This window comes from uncultured Methylobacterium sp. (genome assembly GCF_964242245.1).
Taxonomy (GTDB): domain Bacteria; phylum Pseudomonadota; class Alphaproteobacteria; order Rhizobiales; family Beijerinckiaceae; genus Methylobacterium.
The window spans coordinates 1-17,732 of record NZ_CAXTBY010000086.1 but is presented as its reverse complement, the minus strand read 5'-3'; the positions used below and the strand labels follow the sequence as shown (position 1 = coordinate 17,732).

At 71.5% G+C, this 17,732-nt stretch carries 16 protein-coding genes and 4 pseudogenes; 11 read left to right on the top strand and 9 right to left on the bottom strand.

All coding sequences use genetic code 11. The features are described 5' to 3' along the window. Positions 1-70: 70 nt before the first annotated feature. Positions 71-346, top strand: a pseudogene (locus tag ACFE8Y_RS15985) (ATP-binding domain-containing protein); the annotation flags it as partial. Positions 347-376: 30 nt separating this feature from the next. Here ACFE8Y_RS15985 and ACFE8Y_RS15980 read toward each other — a convergent pair. Further along, a pseudogene (locus ACFE8Y_RS15980) lies at positions 377-946 on the bottom strand (DNA-3-methyladenine glycosylase). Between the two features lie 152 nt (positions 947-1,098). Between ACFE8Y_RS15980 and ACFE8Y_RS15975 the strand changes: the two are divergent. Both ACFE8Y_RS15975 and ACFE8Y_RS15970 read left to right on the top strand, forming a co-directional pair. Further along, entirely contained in the window at positions 1,099-2,355 is a 1,257-nt protein-coding gene (locus tag ACFE8Y_RS15975; protein ID WP_375465371.1) for a flavin monoamine oxidase family protein, read from the top strand. Further along, positions 2,352-3,362, top strand: a complete 1,011-nt coding sequence (locus tag ACFE8Y_RS15970; protein WP_375465370.1) for an MBL fold metallo-hydrolase — start codon at positions 2,352-2,354, stop codon at positions 3,360-3,362. The genes ACFE8Y_RS15975 and ACFE8Y_RS15970 overlap by 4 nt, the downstream gene beginning before the upstream one ends. Before the next feature lie 10 nt (positions 3,363-3,372). On the opposite strand, the gene ACFE8Y_RS15965 is transcribed toward ACFE8Y_RS15970, so the two are convergent. Both ACFE8Y_RS15965 and ACFE8Y_RS15960 read right to left on the bottom strand, forming a co-directional pair. Then, positions 3,373-3,924, bottom strand: coding sequence for a cupin (locus ACFE8Y_RS15965; protein ID WP_375465369.1), 552 nt, complete (start codon positions 3,922-3,924; stop codon positions 3,373-3,375). Further along, positions 3,921-4,697: an SDR family NAD(P)-dependent oxidoreductase gene (locus ACFE8Y_RS15960; protein ID WP_375465368.1), complete on the bottom strand. Its 777-nt coding sequence runs from the start codon at positions 4,695-4,697 to the stop codon at positions 3,921-3,923. The genes ACFE8Y_RS15965 and ACFE8Y_RS15960 overlap by 4 nt, the downstream gene beginning before the upstream one ends. Before the next feature lie 164 nt (positions 4,698-4,861). Here ACFE8Y_RS15960 and ACFE8Y_RS15955 point away from each other — a divergent pair, with 164 nt between their 5' ends. Continuing rightward, positions 4,862-6,049 carry an FAD-binding domain-containing protein gene (locus tag ACFE8Y_RS15955; RefSeq protein ID WP_375465367.1) on the top strand — a complete coding sequence of 396 codons (1,188 nt, stop codon included), beginning with the start codon at positions 4,862-4,864 and terminating at the stop codon, positions 6,047-6,049. Here the strand turns inward: ACFE8Y_RS15955 and ACFE8Y_RS15950 are convergent. The 3 genes and pseudogenes from ACFE8Y_RS15950 to ACFE8Y_RS15940 form a co-directional block, all read right to left on the bottom strand. Next, positions 5,983-6,705: an SOS response-associated peptidase gene (locus tag ACFE8Y_RS15950; protein ID WP_375465366.1), complete on the bottom strand. Its 723-nt coding sequence runs from the start codon at positions 6,703-6,705 to the stop codon at positions 5,983-5,985. The genes ACFE8Y_RS15955 and ACFE8Y_RS15950 overlap by 67 nt on opposite strands. A 28-nt stretch (positions 6,706-6,733) precedes the next feature. Then, a pseudogene (locus tag ACFE8Y_RS15945) lies at positions 6,734-7,804 on the bottom strand (IS630 family transposase). 55 nt (positions 7,805-7,859) lie between these two features. Then, the gene (locus ACFE8Y_RS15940; RefSeq protein WP_375465365.1) at positions 7,860-8,093 is read right to left on the bottom strand and encodes a DUF2171 domain-containing protein; all 234 of its coding nucleotides are present in this window, start codon (positions 8,091-8,093) and stop codon (positions 7,860-7,862) included. 195 nt (positions 8,094-8,288) lie between these two features. Here ACFE8Y_RS15940 and ACFE8Y_RS15935 point away from each other — a divergent pair, with 195 nt between their 5' ends. The 6 genes from ACFE8Y_RS15935 to ACFE8Y_RS15910 all read left to right on the top strand — a co-directional run bounded on the left by ACFE8Y_RS15935 (position 8,289) and on the right by ACFE8Y_RS15910 (position 14,867). Further along, positions 8,289-8,735 carry a hypothetical protein gene (locus tag ACFE8Y_RS15935; RefSeq protein WP_375465364.1) on the top strand — a complete coding sequence of 149 codons (447 nt, stop codon included), beginning with the start codon at positions 8,289-8,291 and terminating at the stop codon, positions 8,733-8,735. Positions 8,736-9,018: 283 nt separating this feature from the next. Then, a complete protein-coding gene (locus tag ACFE8Y_RS15930) occupies positions 9,019-9,360 on the top strand; it encodes a hypothetical protein (RefSeq protein ID WP_375465363.1) in 342 nt (113 codons plus the stop codon). A 65-nt stretch (positions 9,361-9,425) separates the two neighbouring features. After that, positions 9,426-9,548, top strand: coding sequence for a hypothetical protein (locus ACFE8Y_RS15925; RefSeq protein ID WP_375465362.1), 123 nt, complete (start codon positions 9,426-9,428; stop codon positions 9,546-9,548). A 24-nt stretch (positions 9,549-9,572) separates the two neighbouring features. Next, a complete protein-coding gene (locus ACFE8Y_RS15920; RefSeq protein WP_375465361.1) occupies positions 9,573-10,691 on the top strand; it encodes a DUF3829 domain-containing protein in 1,119 nt (372 codons plus the stop codon). A gap of 67 nt (positions 10,692-10,758) precedes the next feature. Further along, the gene (locus tag ACFE8Y_RS15915) at positions 10,759-13,167 is read left to right on the top strand and encodes a M48 family metalloprotease (protein WP_375465360.1); all 2,409 of its coding nucleotides are present in this window, start codon (positions 10,759-10,761) and stop codon (positions 13,165-13,167) included. Positions 13,168-14,051: 884 nt separating this feature from the next. Beyond that, on the top strand, positions 14,052-14,867 hold the full coding sequence (locus ACFE8Y_RS15910; RefSeq protein ID WP_375465359.1) for a hypothetical protein: 816 nt from the start codon (positions 14,052-14,054) through the stop codon (positions 14,865-14,867). A 50-nt stretch (positions 14,868-14,917) separates the two neighbouring features. Here the strand turns inward: ACFE8Y_RS15910 and ACFE8Y_RS15905 are convergent, their stop codons facing one another. Then, a complete protein-coding gene (locus tag ACFE8Y_RS15905) occupies positions 14,918-15,388 on the bottom strand; it encodes a hypothetical protein (RefSeq protein ID WP_375465358.1) in 471 nt (156 codons plus the stop codon). A gap of 155 nt (positions 15,389-15,543) precedes the next feature. Between ACFE8Y_RS15905 and ACFE8Y_RS15900 the strand changes: the two genes are divergently transcribed. Continuing rightward, positions 15,544-15,921, top strand: a complete 378-nt coding sequence (locus tag ACFE8Y_RS15900) for a hypothetical protein (RefSeq protein ID WP_375465357.1) — start codon at positions 15,544-15,546, stop codon at positions 15,919-15,921. Positions 15,922-16,394: 473 nt separating this feature from the next. Here the strand turns inward: ACFE8Y_RS15900 and ACFE8Y_RS15895 are convergent. Then, positions 16,395-17,204 (bottom strand): annotated as a pseudogene (locus ACFE8Y_RS15895) (IS3 family transposase); the annotation flags it as partial. After that, positions 17,192-17,542, bottom strand: coding sequence for a transposase (locus tag ACFE8Y_RS15890; RefSeq protein ID WP_375465356.1), 351 nt, complete (start codon positions 17,540-17,542; stop codon positions 17,192-17,194). The gene ACFE8Y_RS15890 and the pseudogene ACFE8Y_RS15895, both read right to left, overlap by 13 nt. Positions 17,543-17,732 lie beyond the last annotated feature (190 nt).

Below are 17,732 nucleotides of genomic sequence, written 5' to 3'. Positions count from 1 at the left end.
GCAAACGCCCTCAACAATCTAGCCTGAAACAAAGACCTCAAACAGGCTCTCAGGCTGAGCGATCATGCACCCCTACGGCGAGCTCGACACGCTGGTGCCGGCCTACGCCACGACGATCCACAAGTCGCAGGGTTCGGAGTACCCGGCGGTGGTGATCCCGCTGGCGATGCAGCATTGGACGATGTTGGCGAGGAATCTGCTGTACACCGGGGTGACGCGGGGCAAGCGGCTGGTCGTGCTGCTGGGCCAGCGCAAGGCGGTCGGCATCGCGGTCCGCGGGGGCAACATGCGCCCGCGCTGGACCAAGCTGCGCGAATGGCTGAAGACGATGCGTGAGTCCGGCTGAGCGCGGTCGACGGTGTCGCCAGGGCGGCCCTCAAGTCCTCGCCACGTCGGTCCGCCGCACGGGGCGGCTGACGAAGTGGGAGCCAGCGAGCAGGAAGCGCCACGGCGTCTCGGCGCCGCGCGTGATCCCGATCCGACGGTCAATGGCGATCGCCGCGGGCGCGGCACGCGACGCGAACCGGAACGGCGCCCGGTCGAGCGGAAGCCCGTCCAGCGCCCCCGTGACGGCGAGCGCCTAGCAGAGGCGTCCGGGGCCCGCGCAAAGCAGTTGCGGAGCCCCCGTGCCGCGGCGCGCCTCCATAGCCGCGATCCCCTCCGTCGGCTCGATGGCTCGGATGAGGACCGCGGCCCCCGGCTCACAGACGAGGTTGAGGCACCAGTGTAAGCCGTAGGAGCGGTAGACGTAGGCGCGTCCGGGCGGGCCGAACATGCTGGCGTTGAGCTTGGTCGGCCCCCGGAAGCTGTGGGAGGCCGGGTCGGTGCGGTCGTAGGCCTCCGCCTCGACGATGATCCCGCCCACGCCGTCGACGAGCAGGCGGGCGCCGATCAGCTCGGACGCCACAGTAGCGGCGGGGCGGGCGAAGTCGAACGATGACATCATCGAACGGCGGCATGGTCGAGTGGCGGCATCGGCGTGACACCATACCCGATGGCGATCGACGCCCGTAGGACGAATCAACCTAAGTGCGCGCCGCCCAGCCGGGCCGGGACGCGGACCGCGGGCGACTTGGCGGAAGGGACGGGCTATTGGGCATCCCGGGGGACATCGACGTCGCCGTCGTCGGCGCGGGCGCCGCGGGGCTGGCCACCGCCCGCCGCCTCGCGGAACGGAGGCCGGATCTGACGGTCCTTGTGCTGGAGGCGCGGGACCGCCCCGGCGGCCGGGCCCATACCGTCGAGCCGCCCGACCTCGACGCACCGCTCGACCTCGGCTGCAGCTGGCTGCACGGGGCCGAGAGCAACCCGTGGCTGCCCATCGCCGAGGGGCTGGGCCTGACCGTCGATCGCACCCCCGCCCCCTGGAGCGGGCAGTACCGCGACCTCGGCTTCCCGCCGGAGGACCGTCGCGCCTACCGGGAGGCCGCCGCGGCGTTCGATGAGAGACGGGCCGCGGCAGAAGTCGATCCCGTGGATCGGCCGCTCGGCGCGCTGCTGGAGCCCGGCGGCCCGTGGAACGGGAGGCTCGACGCGGCGAGCACCTACTACAGCGGCGCCGGGCTGGCGGAGATCTCCGTCCACGACGCCGCGCGCTACCGGGTGCGGGGCTCGGACTGGCGGGTGGTCGAGGGGTACGGCCACGCCGTGGTCCGGTTCGGGGCGGACGTGCCTGTCGCGCTCGACACGCCGGTGACGCGGGTCGATCACGGCGGCGCGGCAATGATCCGGCTGGAGACGCCGCGCGGGACGCTGCGCGCGCGGGCGGCGGTGGTGACGGTCTCCACGGGCGTGCTCGCCGCCGGCGCCATCCGCTTCGACCCGCCGTTGCCCGACAAGGTCGAGGCCGCGCAGAGCGTGCCGATGGGCCTGGCGAACAAGGTGTTCCTACGCCTCGCCGCGCCGGACGAGTTGCCGAAGGACGGGCACCTGATCGGTGAACCGCGCTCGGCGCGCACCGGCGCCTACCACCTGCGGCCGTTCGGCCGCCCGGTGATCGAGGGCTACTTCGGCGGCGGGCTCGCCCGCGACCTGGAGGAGGCCGGGGACGCCGAGGCGGAGGCCTTCGCGCTGGACGAGCTGGCCGGGCTGCTCGGTTCCGGCTTCCGCCGCCGCGCCCGGCTCCTGGTGCGCACGCGCTGGGGGCGGGATGCGTACGTGCGCGGCTCCTACGCCTACGCGCGGCCCGGCGCGGCGGATCGGCGGGCGGTGCTCGCCGCCCCGGTGGGCGGGCGGCTGATCTTCGCGGGCGAGGCGACCTCGCCGGACGCGTTCACCACCGCGCGCGGCGCCTACGAGTCCGGGCGCCGGGCCGCCGACGAGGTGCTCGGACAGCTCGGCGGCGGGCGGGCGTGAGCGGGCTCGTCGACGCCCGCCTCGTCAACGGCCCGTCCGGCGACCCGGGGGTCTACCTCGACTTCCGGTTCAGCCGCCGCGCCCTGCTGTTCGACGTGGGCGACCTCGCCGCGCTGTCGCCCCGCGAGCTGATGCGGGTGAGCCACGCCTTCGTCTCGCACGCCCACATGGACCACGTCGCCGGCCTCGACCGCCTACTGCGCCTGTGCCTGCACCGGCCCGAGCCGCTCCACCTCGTCGGGCCGGACGGGTTCGCGGAGCGGGTGGAACACCGCCTGCACGGCTACACCTGGAACCTGCTCGGCGACCATTCCCCGGACTTCCGGGTGCGCGTCGACGAGTTCATGGGCGGGCGGCTCGCCAGGGCCGCCGAGTTCCATGCGCGGGAACGGTTCGACCGGCGCGAGGCCGCCCCGCCGGATCTCCCGCCGGGGACCGCGCTGGCCGATGAGGCGTTGAGCGTCGAGGCGGTCGAACTCGACCACGGCACCCCATCTCTGGCCTTCGCCCTGGTCGAGCCGGAGCGGGTGAACCTGCGGCCGGAGGCGCTGGCTCGCCTCGGGCTCGCCCCGGGGCCGTGGCTCGGCGCGGCCAAGCGCATGGCCCGGCAAGGATCGCCCCCGGACACGCCCGTGCCGGTGGCGGCTGAGCGGGCGATGGCGCTCGGCGATCTCGCTGCGGCGGCGTTCCAGACCCGGCCTGGGCAGAGAGTCGCCTACGTCACGGACGCCGCCGACACGCCCGAGAACGCCGTGGCGATCCTGGCTCTCGCCGCCGGGGCGGACACGTTGTTCATCGAGGCGGTGTTCACGCAGGCAGACCGCGCGGCGGCCGAGCGCACGCATCACCTCACCGCGGGCCGGGCCGGGGCGCTGGCCCGGGCGGCGGGTGCGCGACGGGCGGTGCCGTTCCACCACTCCGCCCGCTACGGCGACGACCCCGGGGCATTGATCGGCGAGTTTCACGCGGCCTACGCGGATGGCGCGACTGCGCCCACCGCGCGGTAGGTCGGCCGTTTCAAGCCGGGAGCCAGAGGCGCTGCAGGGGACCACCGCGCCCGTGGACGGGATCGCCGTGGGGGATCGGTAACGCGTCCATCCGCGCGTGAGCGACCGCGTCGGGCGCCGTGCGGCATACGTCGAAGGTCTGGCCCGGCGGATAGGCGCCGACCACGAGGAAGTCCGTACTCGCCTCCAGCCGCCTGTGTCCCGTCCCAACGGGCAGCACCACCACGTCCCCCGGCGCGACCGTGACCTCGCGCCCGCCTTCACCGCCGAGCACCAGGCGCGCGTGCCCCGCCGCGAAGCCCAGCGCCTCATGACAGATCGAGTGGTAGTGATGGTAAGCGAACACCCCGTCGCGCCAGACCGGCGGCCAGCCGTTGCGGGCGAACAGCGCCTCCAGCGCGGATGCCGTCGCCTCCGCATCCCCGGCCTCGACCGCGCCGCGGTACAGCAGCACCGGCAGGCGCGGGTTGTTCGGCACGAAGCCGCGCGCGGGCAGCAGAAAGCTCTCGGGCTCAGAGGTCGCCCCGGGTGCGCCCGTGCCCGTCGCGACCGGCCCCGTCACGCGCCCTGTCCGACGTTGATGCTCAGCCCCCCGTCCACGACGAAGCTCTGCCCCGTGACGTAGTCCGCGTCGCGGCTCACCAGGTACACCACGAGCCGGCCGATCTCGCCCGGCCAAGCCGGGCGCCCCAGCGGGATCGCGGAGAATTCCTTCTCCCGCTCGCTCGGGTCGCCGTGGATCTGCGAGGCCGTCATCGGTGTGTCGGTCAGGCCCGGGGCCACGCTATTGACCGTGATGCGGTCGGGCGCGACCTCCAGCGCCAGCGTGCGGGTGATCATGCGCAGGCCACCCTTGGCCGCCCCGTAGGCGATCGCCCCCGGGCACGGCACGCTCTCGTGCACCGAGGTGACGTTGACGATCCGCCCGCCCCCGCCGTGCCGACGGCGCAGGCGCACGAAGGCGCGGGCCATGTAGAACGGCGCGGTGAGATCGGTGCGGATCACCGCGTCCCAGCCTTCGTCGGTCATCTCGGCGAGCGGCGTGCCGCCCTGGCCGAGACCGGCGTTGTTGACGAGCGCGTCCGGGGGGCCGAGCTCGGCCTCGACCCGGGCGAACAGAGCGGCGACGGCGTCCGGGTCGGCGGCGTCGGACCGCACGGCCAGCGCCCGGCGCCCGGCGGCCTCGACGGCCCGGGCGGTGGCGACAGCGCCGTCGGCGTCGTGCAGGTAGGTCAGAGCCACGTCCGCGCCCTCCCGCGCCAGCGCCTCCGCCGTGGCGGCGCCGATGCCGCTGTCTCCGCCCGTCACCAGCGCGATCCGGCCCACACAGCGCATCGCCGCCTCCCGTCCCACCGATCCCGAAGACAACGCCCGTCCGACCACCGGGTACGGCACGGGGAAGGGACGGAACGCCGCGGCCCCCTCCGGCCGCACCGCCGGACTATCCGTCGCGCGGGTGACGCGGTCGGCGTCCCTCGGGATGCCCTACCTCAGGGTGGATGCAACGCAGCTTCACCGCCCCCGAGACCATGACCCGCGCGGCCGGGCTCGAACGGCTGGCCGCCTTCGTCGCCGACCGGGGCGTCGACTACGCCGCCCGGCGCAACGACGACCGGGGCGTGGAGGCCGAGCCCACCACCTCGGCGCTCTCGCCCTACCTGCGCCGCCGGCTGATCATCGAGGCCGAGGTCGCCTCGGCCGCCCGCAGCGCGTACGGCGAGCGCGGGGCGGAAAAGTTCGTCTCGGAGGTGTTCTGGCGGACCTACTTCAAGGGCCATCTCGAGACTCACCCGGAGGCCTGGACCGGCTACCTCGCGCTGGCCGCCGCCGACCACGCAAGGCTCGCCGCCGAGCCCGGCCTGCGCTGCACCTACGGGGCGGCGATCGAGGGTCGCACCGGCATCGACGCCTTCGACGCCTGGGCCCTGGAACTCACCGAGACCGGCTGGCTGCACAACCACGCCCGGATGTGGTTCGCGTCGATCTGGATCTTCACGCTCCGGTTGCCGTGGGCGCTGGGGGCGGCGCACTTCATGGCCCACCTCGTCGACGGCGACCCGGCGAGCAACACGCTGTCCTGGCGCTGGGTGGCGGGGCTGCACACGCGTGGCAAGCACTACGTGGCACGCGCCGAGAACATCCGCCGCCACACCGAGGGGCGCTTCGAGCCGGCGGGCCTCGACGAGCACCCGGCCTCGCTCGACGAGGAACGCCCGCCGCGGGAGGTGCCGCTGCCTCCGGCCGACGCCGCGCCCGAGGGCGAGGTCGCGCTGCTGCTGCACCTCGACGATCTGCATCCCGAGGACTTGCCCCTGGGCCGGGCGCGCGTGGTCCGCGTCGGCGGATCCATCGCACACGCGCCAGGGGCCTCGGAGCGGGTGCGGGCGGCCGATCGAGCGGCGATGGCCGATGCGCTGGCCCGGGCGGGGGATCATTTCGGATGCCCCGCTCGGCCGATCGACGGCGGGACGGCGGGCGGGACCGAGGACGATTGGTCCGGGGGTTTTCCGATGGTGACGGCCTGGGCGCCGGTCGGCCCCTCGGCGGACGCGCTGCCGGCGGGGTGCCTCCGGGTCCGGCGGGCCTGGGACGAGGCGGCCTGGCCGCTGTCCACTCGGGGCTACTCCCGGCTGCGCAAGGCGATCCCCGGCGTGCTGGACGGGGTGGTGTCGGGCGCGGCCTCGTAGCCCGGTCGGGCTCTGTCCGAACGGGCGCCGCGGGCGACGACCCGCAGTGCCCCATCCGGCAAGGGACGCTGCAACGCTTTCGCCTCGGACCACGGCGCCGACAGCCACGCCGCGCGCTCGTCCTCGTTAGTCAGGATCACCGGCATCGCCTTCGGGTGTACCGCCCCGACCTCAGCGTTGGCCCCGGTGGTGAGGAAAGCGAACAGGCCATCCGTCGTCTCGCCGTCCTTCACCTTTCGCACCGAAGTCCAACCCTCGACCTTGATCCCGGCGAAGCAGGCGAGCGGGCGATCTTCACCGAGCGCGAACCAGATCGCACCACCCGCGGCCTTGTTGAACTCGCTGAAGCTCGCGAACGGCACGAGGCAGCGGTGACCGGGGCCGAGCCAACGCCGCCAGTGCGGGGAGCCCGTGTTGCGCACGTTGGTCACCCCGGGGTCGGTCTTACGGTCCCTGAGCGCGAAGGCGGGTGATGGCAGACCCCAGCGCATCATCGACAGGGCGCGCTCGCCGTCGCGCAGATGCACCACGGGTGCCCGCGTGTCGGGGAAGACCGCCGGCAGCGCGGGCATGTTGCCGGCAGCGTCGATCGTTGCGTCGAACGCCTTGCGAAGAGCGGCGGGCCCCTCGTCGCCGAGGCTATAGAGGTTGCACACGCCGCCGCGGTCGCCCTAGTGCACTGACTCAGACGGATGGTTCAGGGGCTCGATTGAGGGCGTCGAAGATGGCGGCGGCGGGCTTGGTCCAGACGAAGGGTCGTGGGCTTTGGTTGTGCTCGGCGATGTAGCGTTTGATGGCAGCCTGAAGGTCGACGATGCCGGTGAAGGTGCCCCGTTGGAGGCGGCGGCGCGTTAGCGTGGAGAAGAAGCCCTCGACGGCATTGAGCCAGGAGGCCGAGGTCGGTGTGAAGTGGAAGGTCCATCGCGGGTGGCGCGTGAGCCAGGCGCGGACCTTCGGGTGCTTGTGGCTGCCGTAATTGTCGAGCACCACGTGGATCACCTTGCCCGCTGGGACTGCCGCCTCGACGGTGTTGAGGAAACGGATGAACTCACCGTGGCGATGGCGCTGCATGCAGCGGCCGAGCACCGTGCCTTCCAGGACGTCGAGGGCGGCAAACAACCTCGTGGTACCGTGGCGGGTGTAGTCGTGCGTCTGAGCAGCGGGATGCCCAGGTCCGAGCGGCTGGTCGGGACGGGTTCGCTCCAGAGCCTAGATCTGGGACTTTTCGTCGATGGACAGCACGACGGCGTGGGCGGGCGGTTCCAGATAGAGACCGACGACATCCTCGACCTTCTCGGCGAAGGCCGGGTCGTGGGAGCGCTTGAAGGTGCGCACCCGATGCGGTTGCAGGCGGTGCTCCTGCCAGATCCGCTGCACGGAGCGGAGTGAGATGCCGGTCCGCGCAGCGACGGCGCGGCCGGTCCAGTGCGTGACCTCGTCCGGCGGTTCCGAACACGTCAGCGCCAGCACCTTCGCCACTGTGTGGGTGGAATGCGGCGGGGTGCCGGGTGGGCGGGTCTTGTCGCGCAGCAGGCCCTCGACGCCCTCCTCGGCAAAGCGCTGCTGCCAGCGCCAGACCGCGGGCCGGCTGACGCCGGCCTGCAGGGCCACGTCCTGCACGCTCAAGCGTTCGAACGAGAGCAGGACAATGCGCGCACGCAGGATGTGCTTGAGGGGGCGGGATCGATCTCCGGCGATCGTGGACAGCGCTAACTTGGTGGCGTCGTCGAGGAGCACGCAGACGGTCTGAGCCATCGCCCAGACTCGCATGCATCACGCCCTCCGTGAATCCTCTGACCGCGTCAGTGCACTAGGAAGTCGACCACTCCCGCCGGACCTGCTCGGCCGGGCGGTCGAGACGGACTTTGCCACGCTCGACCACGCGCACGAAGTCGAGCGGGATGTAGTGGTGCAGCCCGCCCGCGTCGGCGTCCGTCTTGGTCAGCTTGATCTCGCCCTTGTCGACGTGGTCGACCGTGCCGACGTGGGCACCGTCCGAGCCGACCACCTCGGCGTGCTCCTGGATCTGGGTCGCGTCGACCATCGGTTCGCCTCCGGGGGTGATCTGCCAGAACCGGGCGGCGGGCGGAGCGTTCCGGATCGCGCGTGCACCATCGGCATAGAACGCTCCCGAGGTCGTACGGGTCGCAGCGGACGGGAGAACGGAAAGGGAATCGTTACGGAACGCGGGACATTTTGAGGGGCCGCATCGACCTGTGCGCCAGCTGGAAAGCCCGACGTGATCCGCATGTCCGCCGCCGAGTACCGCGCGCTCGGCCTCGCCACCGTCACCCCCGCGCGGGTCCCGACCGCGCGCCCACCGGCCGTTGATCACGAGGGACCGGTCCACCGCGGCGTCCTCGACGTGCTGCGCCTGCGCCTGGGCGGCCGCTACCTCGTCCAGCACACCCCCAACCGCCCGCGCAGCCGGGTGCAGGGCGGCCGCGAGAAGCGGCTGGGCGCGGTGCGGGGCTGGCCGGATCTGGCGGTCTACGGGCCCGGTCCGGCCGGTCCCGCCTGCTGGTTCGCCGAGATCAAGCCGCCCGGCGCGCCCGTGCCGGCGCACCAGCGGGAGGTCCATGCGCAGCTGCGGGTGGCGGGGTTCGAGGTGTGCGTGCTGCGCGGGATCGCGGACGCGGACGCGGAGGCCGCGCTCGTCGCCTGGGGCATCCCGACTTCAACGTAGGAGTTCCGTCGCGCCGATCGCCACCATGGGCTCGCTCTGACACCCAATCATCATGCTCAATCGGCGAAGGCAGCGTGATCGCTGGATGCTTGAGCCCGAAAGCCTGTGAGTTGCTCTATCACCTGTCCGTCGGTCCAAAATCCCCGGAGACATCTCATCACCGCCGCAATCCCCCGCCCATGAACGCGGCTCACGCGGGCGCAGAGGCGCCCGGGATCGGGTCGTCTGCCACGGTGGTGTCGGACGAACCGATCTCTGTTCACCGACGCGTTTGGAGCGGCTCATGCTGTTGATCTGGTCCGGCTGGGGCATCCTCGTGCTGCCGGTGGTGATGGGTACCGCCATCGCGGTCGGGGCGCTCGGCGGGCTGGCGCTGCGCGCGCTGAACCACCCCGAGCTCACCTTCCTCGCCGTCAGCCTCGGCCTGTTCGCCGCGGCGGCCGCCAACTGGCTCGTCGGACGCCGCCTCAACGGGACCCCGCCGCGCGAACTCATCGATCCAACCACGAACCAGCGCGTGCTGCTGCATCGCTTGCACCGGCTGTTCTGGATCCGGATGGAGTACTGGTCGCTGCCCGTGGCGCTCGCCGCCTTCGCGCCACTGCTCGCCCTGCGCAACCTCTGACCGCGCCAGCTCTGGCCCGCCCCGCATCAGAGGTGTCGAGTATGCCGAAGCTCGAAGGTGCGCCCGTGTCGAAGCGCAGTCGGCTCATCGCGTGCTGCTTCGTCGTGGCGCTCGGGACGCCTGCCGTGGCGGTGACCCCGGTCTCCCCAGTCGGCATCGAGAGCTGCGACGCCTTCCTCGCGGCCTAAGCACAGTGCGCGGCCAGCCCCGGCGTGCCCGAGGCCGTCCGCCCCAACATCCGCCAGGGCATCAACACCCTGCGCGATACCTTCCGTGCCGCGCTCGCCGGCGACGCCGCCACCCGCCCGACCGTCGCCCACCAGTGCGCCCAGGCTCACGAGGCCGTGCGGAAGAGCATGATCGCCGCTTTCACGTGCGACTTCCCCGCCCCGCCGCCGGCCTCGCAGGCGCTGCTGACCGACCCGCCGCCCGCGACCGCCGCGCAGGCCCCGGCACGGGTCCGAGCCCAAGTCGCTCCGCCGCCGGCGAGCCCCGAGACGCAGGCGGTGGCCAAGGGGAACGCCTACACCGAGGCGCAGAACCACCTCGTGCGCTCCCACCCCCCGGAGCGCCAGCTCGCCGAGTACCGGCGCGACAACGAACGCGTGCTCAAGCTCGGTACGAAGCTCGGCGCCAATGCCTGGTATCACTTCGGCATCGTCGATTTCGACGGGGTGATCGACGAGTTGGAGAAGGCGCTCGCCCTGCCCGGGGCCATCCCCGAGGTCGATCCCCAAGCGACCCGGCTCCTCGCGAGTCTGCGCGAGCTCAACCCGACCCTGAAGGCGCTGACCCGCTACCAGACCACCCGGGAGTTTAAGGAGGACGGGTTTCGGTTCGCGCGCGAGCAGCACCCGATCCTCGTGCCGCGCGTCGAGGCCGCGGCCAGGGCGATGGACGCCTACGGCACCGCGCTGTTCGAACGTGAGCTCGCCCGCGACGAGCGGCGGATGGCAGGTCTACCCGAGGACGCGCCGGCCCGCAGGCTGCTGGCCACCAGCCTCGCCCTGCGCCGGGCGGTGCGACGCTTCGAGGCGCTCGGGCCGCGGGCGGACGTCGCGCCGTTCCTGGCGGCGCTCGGCGAGGTGACGGATGCCAACCGGCGGCTCGGGGCGACCTTCGATGGCATGAGCCCGCGGGCGAATTCGTCGTGTACCGGCTACGCGGACACGGTGGCGCTCGTGATCGGTCACGGCCGGGACGTGGCCCGCGACATCCGCGCGAAGGGCGATCCGAGTAAGCCGGCGCAGCTGTTCAACGACACCTACAACAGCTCGGTGCGCGACCTCGAGTCGTGCCAGCGGTCCGAGGGCCGCGCCCGGCCGGGCTGAAGGCCGTGCGACGAATAGATCGCGTGTGCGCACCGTCGGCCGTCGTCCGTTGGGGGAATTCATCATCATGGGGTTCAGCGAGGGTCATCCCGGTAAGCGTCGGCTGCCCCCCGTCATCCTGCTCCTCGCCTGGGTCGTCGGCGTGCCCGCGCTGCTCGCGGGGCTCGGGGCCTGGGAGGTCGAGCGCGGGCAGGCGACCGCCGAAACCTACCTTCGCCGCCAAGTCGAGCTTCCGGTCTCCGCGGTCCAGGTGCGGCTGCTCGCGGCGACGGACCCTTACGCCTCGGTCCGGTTCCAAGGCGCGCCGACGGCCTTCGGCGCCGCACTGGCCCTGGACAAGGTTCAGGCGGCCTTGGCCGGGGTCGAGCGCGACCTGCCCTTCGCCCGGACCCGTGCGTGGGTGCCCTACGCGACGCTCGCCGGCGCGGCGCTGGCCTTGCTCGCCGGCGTGCTCGCGCTGGCGGGTGCCGCCGCGGCGGGCCTTTGGGCGCGGCGCTCGCGCGACGCCCTGCTCGCGAGCTTCGGCCTCGTGCGCCGCGCGCTGCCGGTGCTGCTCGGCCTGCAGATCGTCGGCCTGAGCCTCGCGGTGCTATGCGCGGCCCTGTTCGAGGCCGGCGGGCTCTGGTTCACCGAGCGGTTCACCGCCGGCGAGGCCAAGCTGCTGCTCGGCGCGCTGGTCATCGCCGCCCTGGCGGTATGGGCCGCGGTCGGCGCCGTGCGCGGCCTGCGCGGGGTGTTCGCGCTGTTCACCCCCGAACCCATCGACGTGACCGGACACGCCCTCGAGGTGGCCGCGGCGCCCGGCCTGTGGCGCCTCGTGCGCGAGCTCGCAGGGCGCCAGGAGGCGCTCGCACCGGACGCGGTGGTCGTGGGGCTGACCGGGGGCTTCTTCGTCACCGAGGGCGCCGTGCGCTTGGCACCCGAGGAGCGGACGCTCACCGGACGGACGCTCTACCTTCCGGCCCCCTATCTCGGCGTGCTCGACGGGCGCGAGCTCGCCGCGGTGATCGGGCACGAGCTCGCCCACTTTGCCGGGGAGGACACCGCCTACAGCCGGCGCTTCACCCCGATCTACGCCGGACTTCACCGGGCGCTGGCCGCGCTCGGCGGCGCCGGGGTCGGCGATATCCTCACGCGGCCCGCCGCCTACGTCGGTCACCGCAGCCTCGGCACCTTCGACGCGGCGGTCGCGCGCTGGAGCCGGGCGCGCGAGATCGAGGCCGACCGGCGCGGGGCCATGGTCTCCGGCGTGGTTCCAGCCGCCTCAGCCCTTCTGCGGGTCGGGGGGCTGGGCCCGGTGGCGGGCGCGACGCTCAGGGCGGCCTTCAGCGAACCGGACGCGGCCCCCGACGACCTCGTGGCGGGCGTGCTCGACGCGATCCCAGCCTCCGGCTTCCCCGACCCCGCAGGTCATCTCGACGAACGCCAGGAGCACCCCACAGACACCCACCCGCCGGACCGGCAGCGCATCGCGGCACTTGGCGTCGCCCTCGACGCCGATCTGCTCTCTCGGGCGGCCCGCCCCCTCGGCGTGCAGGACCGTACCTGGCCGGCCGCGCTGGTCGCGGACTGGCCGGGTTTGTGCCGTGCCCTGAGCGCGGACTTCATCGCCCGGGCCAGAGACTACCGGGCGGCCGAGCGGGCATACCTGGAGGAGACCGCGTCGGCCGTACCTGCCGAGGAACGGCCCGTCTACGAGAACGGCGCGCCGATGGTCTGGACGATGGTGGTGCTCGCCGCGCTATTCGCCGGTGCCGGCGCGGTCTTCGTCGTGTATCCCCGTGTGCTGGGCATCGGGCACGATGGGCTGGCCCAGGCGATCCTGGCCGGCGTGACCGGCGCGGGCGTCCTGGGGGCGGGGCTGTACGCGGCGCTGGTGCACCGCCGGGGCCAGTCGCCGCTCCTCGTCTTGACGCCCGACGTCCTGCGCTCACCGATGCTCGACGGCGCCATCGCGTGGCGGGACGTGGCGGACTTCCAGGTCACCCACGGCAAGCGCCTCACCCTGACGCTGATGCTCGGCCCGGAGGCGCCCCTACCGCGGGCGGCGGGCCTGCTCTCGCGTACCGGGGTAAGCCGGCGCCGACGGCGGGTCACCGTGCAGTCGCTCGGTGCGCGCGGCCTCAAGCCGGACGCCTACGCCGCGCTCATCGCCCGCTACCTCGCGGCGGCGCGAGCCCGCGCACCTGGCGCCGCAACAGGCCGACGACCGAGCCGTGCGACAGCCTGGCAACAGCTGATCGTGCGATCGATGCGCGCGACCGAGCTCAGCGTTCGGCCCCCTGCATCTTCTGCACCCACCGCCAGAACGGGTCATCCGACGCCTCGGCCAGGGTATGAGGGATCTCACCCAGGATTTCGCCGGCATTGTCCGGAACGGCGACACCGTACCGGTCGGTCAGCCACGCCCGGTAGGCCACGTTCCGACCTGCGCCGCGGGGCGGTTCGTCCGGCGCGTCGAGGCAGTCGCCGCTGATCTCCTGGTAGCCGATGGCCAGGAGCCGGAGGAAGTCGAGCGGCGTTCGACCGAGCAGGCAGACCTGTCCCTCGGAGCCGAGGTGCACGACGCGATGGTGCCCCTGCTCGTCCTGCCAGAAGGCGACGTGGGACCCGTCGCCGCCGCTCCGCGCGAACGGTACGAGCCGTTCCTCGATGTTCGGCACCGCCTGCCCGAACCAGGCCTCGCCGTATTCGCGCGCCTGTTCCGCGGTCGCGACACGGAACAGGATCACCGTGACGCGATCCGCGTCCACATCACCTCGTGTGCCGAGCAGACCGAGCCTGTCGCCGGGGTAGGCTTGGCTCGCCATGAAGTGGCCGTTCGCCTCCATCCAGTCGAACAGGGCCCGGAACTCGGCCGACAGCGGCAGCGTGGACGGCAGCCGGTCGGCCATCTCTCGGGCGTAGGTCATGTATCTTCCCGGTCGTGCCCTGGCTCCGCCGATGCCCGCAGGACGCAGGTCGACTTCGCGTCGGTTGCAAAACCCGCCGTCAGCGTGCGGCTACGCGGGGCCCTCAGATATGTGCCAACGCCTCTGCCGTATGGCGGTGCGAGTCGACTCCGTCCGGTGCCTCGCTCCACCGCCGCCCCAACGCGACGCGCCAACCAAGTACGACCGCCTGCCCAGGCCGACGTAGACGATCTCGCGGGCGACCCGCACCGCGACTGCCCTGCGGAAGATGAGCGTGAACTCCATCACGGCCTCATGGCAATCCCCCCGATGGTGGGCGCCTCGAAAAACCCCTACCCGGAACGGTCGGATCGGGACCCGTGATCGGGTTCGCAGTTCCCATCTGCGGTACCCCGGAGACGCGAGGAACCAGCCTCGGTGTACGATGCTGGGGCGATGGGGGCGGGATATGCACGCGGCGCGGCAATGCCTGCTCGGCTATTTCCCCGGCAACGACCCGATCCACCTCGGCGGCGAAGAGCGGGGGGAGCACCGCGTCGACACCTTCCTCGTGCCCGAGGCGGGAAACAGCAGGGGCTACTCGGTCCTGTCGCTCCGGATCGACGCGAGCTTCGTGCCCGACGTCGTCTCCGAGTACCCACACATCCCGTACGCGACGGGGCTAGCGAACGCCAAGCCGCCGCGGTCGCGCGAGATCGGCGTGCACGCCACGACCGAACCGGTCCGCTCCCCCGCCGCCACTCGGGCGCGCTTCGCCCAGTGCGGGGCCGTGCGTGAGGCCCCCGTCGTCGCTGGGCACTGCGTCCTCTACGACTGGGACACCCCATGGCTCGCGGCGGAGAACAGGCCGCGACCGGTCGCGCTGCTCGTCGATGGCGCCTGGACGCCGACGGTATCCCCTCTCGTCGCTGCGACGGCGGCGGACTTCCGGCTCGGGTACGTCGCTCACTGTGAGGCCGAGGCGAACGACCGGCACCGGCACGCCTGGGCGCACGACGTGTTCTACGACAGCCGTGACACGGGTGCGAAGATCGGGCTTGTCGAGGCGATCCTCGACGGCGACGACGTGCCCGGGGGTGTCATCGCCGGCTTGTCGGCGGGGCCGGTCGAGGACATGATCGGCCACGAACTCCTGGACCATGTCACGAGCAACCGGGAGCGTCGTGCGCGGTGGAGCGAGGTTCTGCGCTTCGCCTACTGGGTCAACGAGCCGGCTGACGTTCAAGACCGTCTCGTCGCGCTGTTCGGTGACCCACAGCGGTAGACACGAACCCAGGCCACCGGGCGGCTTCGGCCGGGTAGAGAGGATGCCGTTCACGGCGCGATGCGCGGATCACCGTACTGCTTGAGCACAGCGACCTCCGCGAAAGGGGCGGGCCACAGGACGATGCGGTAATGGTCGTCCCCGTCGAGGCGATCCTCACTGAGGGTACCAAGCCTGCCATGGTAGGCCCTGACCCGGTACGTACCCGCCGGTACAGACAGGACGTCGACCGAGCCCCCGGTGCATTCGTGGATCTCCAGCCGGCCGGACGGCAGGTCGAGGCTGGCCTCGGCCACGTGGTCCCATGCGGAGAGGTCGAGGTCCGGCGGCCTGTCGACGACCTCGATCTCGACCGGAACGTCCATGTTGCGCTCGGGCTGGATCACCACCACGGACGGACCCGTCTTGATCCGGCGGACCGTATCCTCTTCCGTATAGTCGGTTGGCGCGAGCGGGCTGGCCTCGTGGTCCCATAGGTAGAACTGATGGTAGTCGGCGAAGATGCGGTAGCGCCTGATCATAGCTTGGCCTTTTGAGAGCGCGCCATCCGCCGCTCCGCGACGTGTCGAACCGGATGTATCAAGATCGACGAGCGGCGCAGCTTTCGTCCCGTCCATCACTGGATCGGTCGCCGAGATAGAGCCGAGAAGGGGCATTCCCGCACGGATGGGACTCGATGTTCCACGACGCCTCGGTCAGCAGGTTTCTCGTCCGAGAGACAGATCTCGTCATCGAGGTCGAGGCATTTTCCTTTTCCTGGACCGAGACGATGCCACCTGCACGCATCGTCATCGTCGGGGCGCAATGCACCGTCCGGAACGGCGAGAAGATCAGAACCTTCGTAATCGAGACCGGCGACGCCGAGATCCACGGGCTGGACGCCTATCCCAACGGTGTCCGGCTGGTCCTCTTCTGGCACCACCGGAACCCGAAGGTGCAGGCCGTCTGCTGCAACTACTGGTTTCCGGGCGCGACCCTTCGCGTCGAGGCGCTGTCCGGCGGTCCGTTCACTCCGGTGCGAACGTCGGAGCCTGGGGACAACGGCGGGATGTGACGACATCTGTCATCAACCTGCCGTAACGGGAATCTGCGACACGATGCGAGCGGAAATGTACTTGGCTAAGTGAAGGAGACTCGATGAATGTGAACGGACGCCTGAACAATTCTGGCATCTCCAGCGTCCAGTTCGCATCCTGGCCAACCGAAGTCCAGGACGATAGCCTGAACCTCGTCGAGACCGCCTTCGATATGCGGCCCTCTACTTTCTACCCGACGCCCATGAGGAGTTTATTCTTCCGGAGAGCGCGACGCGATTCTTCCGTGGCATCTTGCGGGCCTCATTCGCAGATGCCCGGGGGGGCGCGTCGCCCGCTTCGAGTTCCGTAGGGTCATCGCGTTCCGCGTGCTCGACGAGAACGGGTTGCAAGAGCTCTGGGACGCTTCCGCCGCGCGCCCGCGTCCCGCCCGCGCGACGTTCCGGGTCAAAGGCCACGGATGGATGGAGTGGGCCCCTGATGGTGGGCAGGATCAGGCGGCAGTTTTGACCGTCGGCCGGGCGTGTTGCTCCTCGAACTGCACGGGGCTCAGGTACCCGAGTGCGGAGTGCAGGCGGCGGACCTTATAGACCTCATCGATGAAGCGCGGCAGCTCGGCCGCCACATCGGCGAAGGTCTCGAACGCCATCGGGTACACCCCCTCGACCTTGAGCGTCTTCATGAAGCTCTCTGCCCTGGCGTTGTCGTAAGGGTTGCCGCGCCGGCCCATCGAACCGACGATCCCGTGCTCAGCCAGCACCTTCCGATACGCCTCGGCAGCGTATTGACTGCCGCGGTCCGTGTGGTGGGTCAGTCCCGGCGCCGGCCGACGCCGCTCGATCGCCGCGCGCAGAGCCGCGATGGTCAGGCGGGCGTCGATCGACCGGCCGAGCGCGTAGCCGACCACGCGCCGCGACCAGGCATCCAGAATGATCGCGACGTAGACGAAGCCGCCCGTCCCCGCGACGTAGGTCAGATCCGCGACCCAGAGCTGGTCGGGTTCATTCGGCACGATGTCCCGGGCCAGGTTCGGGAAGATCGGGCTGTCGTGATCGCTGTCGGTGGTCGTGACGTAGCGGCGCCGAACACGCGGCTGCAGGTCATGCGCGCGCATGAGGCGGCGGACCTTCTTGTGGTTCACCCGCCATCCCTGCTGGCGCAGGGCCGCCTGGACGCGGCGCCAGCCGTAGGCTTCGAACGCGTCGCAGATCGCCGCCATGGCCTCGACGAGGGCGGTGTCGTCGGCAGACCGCGTCGGAGCGTCGTAGTAGGTGGAGCGCGCCAGACCCATCAGCCGGCATCCCGCAGCGACGGAGAGGCTGCCGGGCCGACGATCGCGGACGTAGGCCCGCTTCTCGGCGGTGGCCCCTGGCGCAGAGCCCCCTCTAGAAACTCAAGCTCAAGCGCCTGCCGGCCGACGAGCCGTTCGAGCGCGGCGATGCGCGCCGCGTAGGCTTGGATCGTATCGGCGGCAGCGGCGTCGTCGTCGAACGCGCCGGTCTCGTACTTCTGCACCCAGACCCGCACGAGGTTGCGCGAGAGATCGTGGCGCTTGGGCAGGCCGTGCAGCGTCTCGCCGGACAGGTACTCCTGCGCGACCTGACGCTTGAACGCGACGCTGTGGGAACGGTGTCGTGCCATGGTCTTCATCCTCCGAAGACCCGGCCAGCCGGTCAATCAGCCCCGCCCAATCCGTCCACCCCAAGGGGCCCACTCCAATCGGCGTCCCATTTCTGAACCCCTGAACCTCGCTCTTTCAGACTGCCCGCCGGGACAGCCGGACGGGTGGTGCAGGGGGATGAAGGGCGTGGACACGATTGCGCGCATCCGG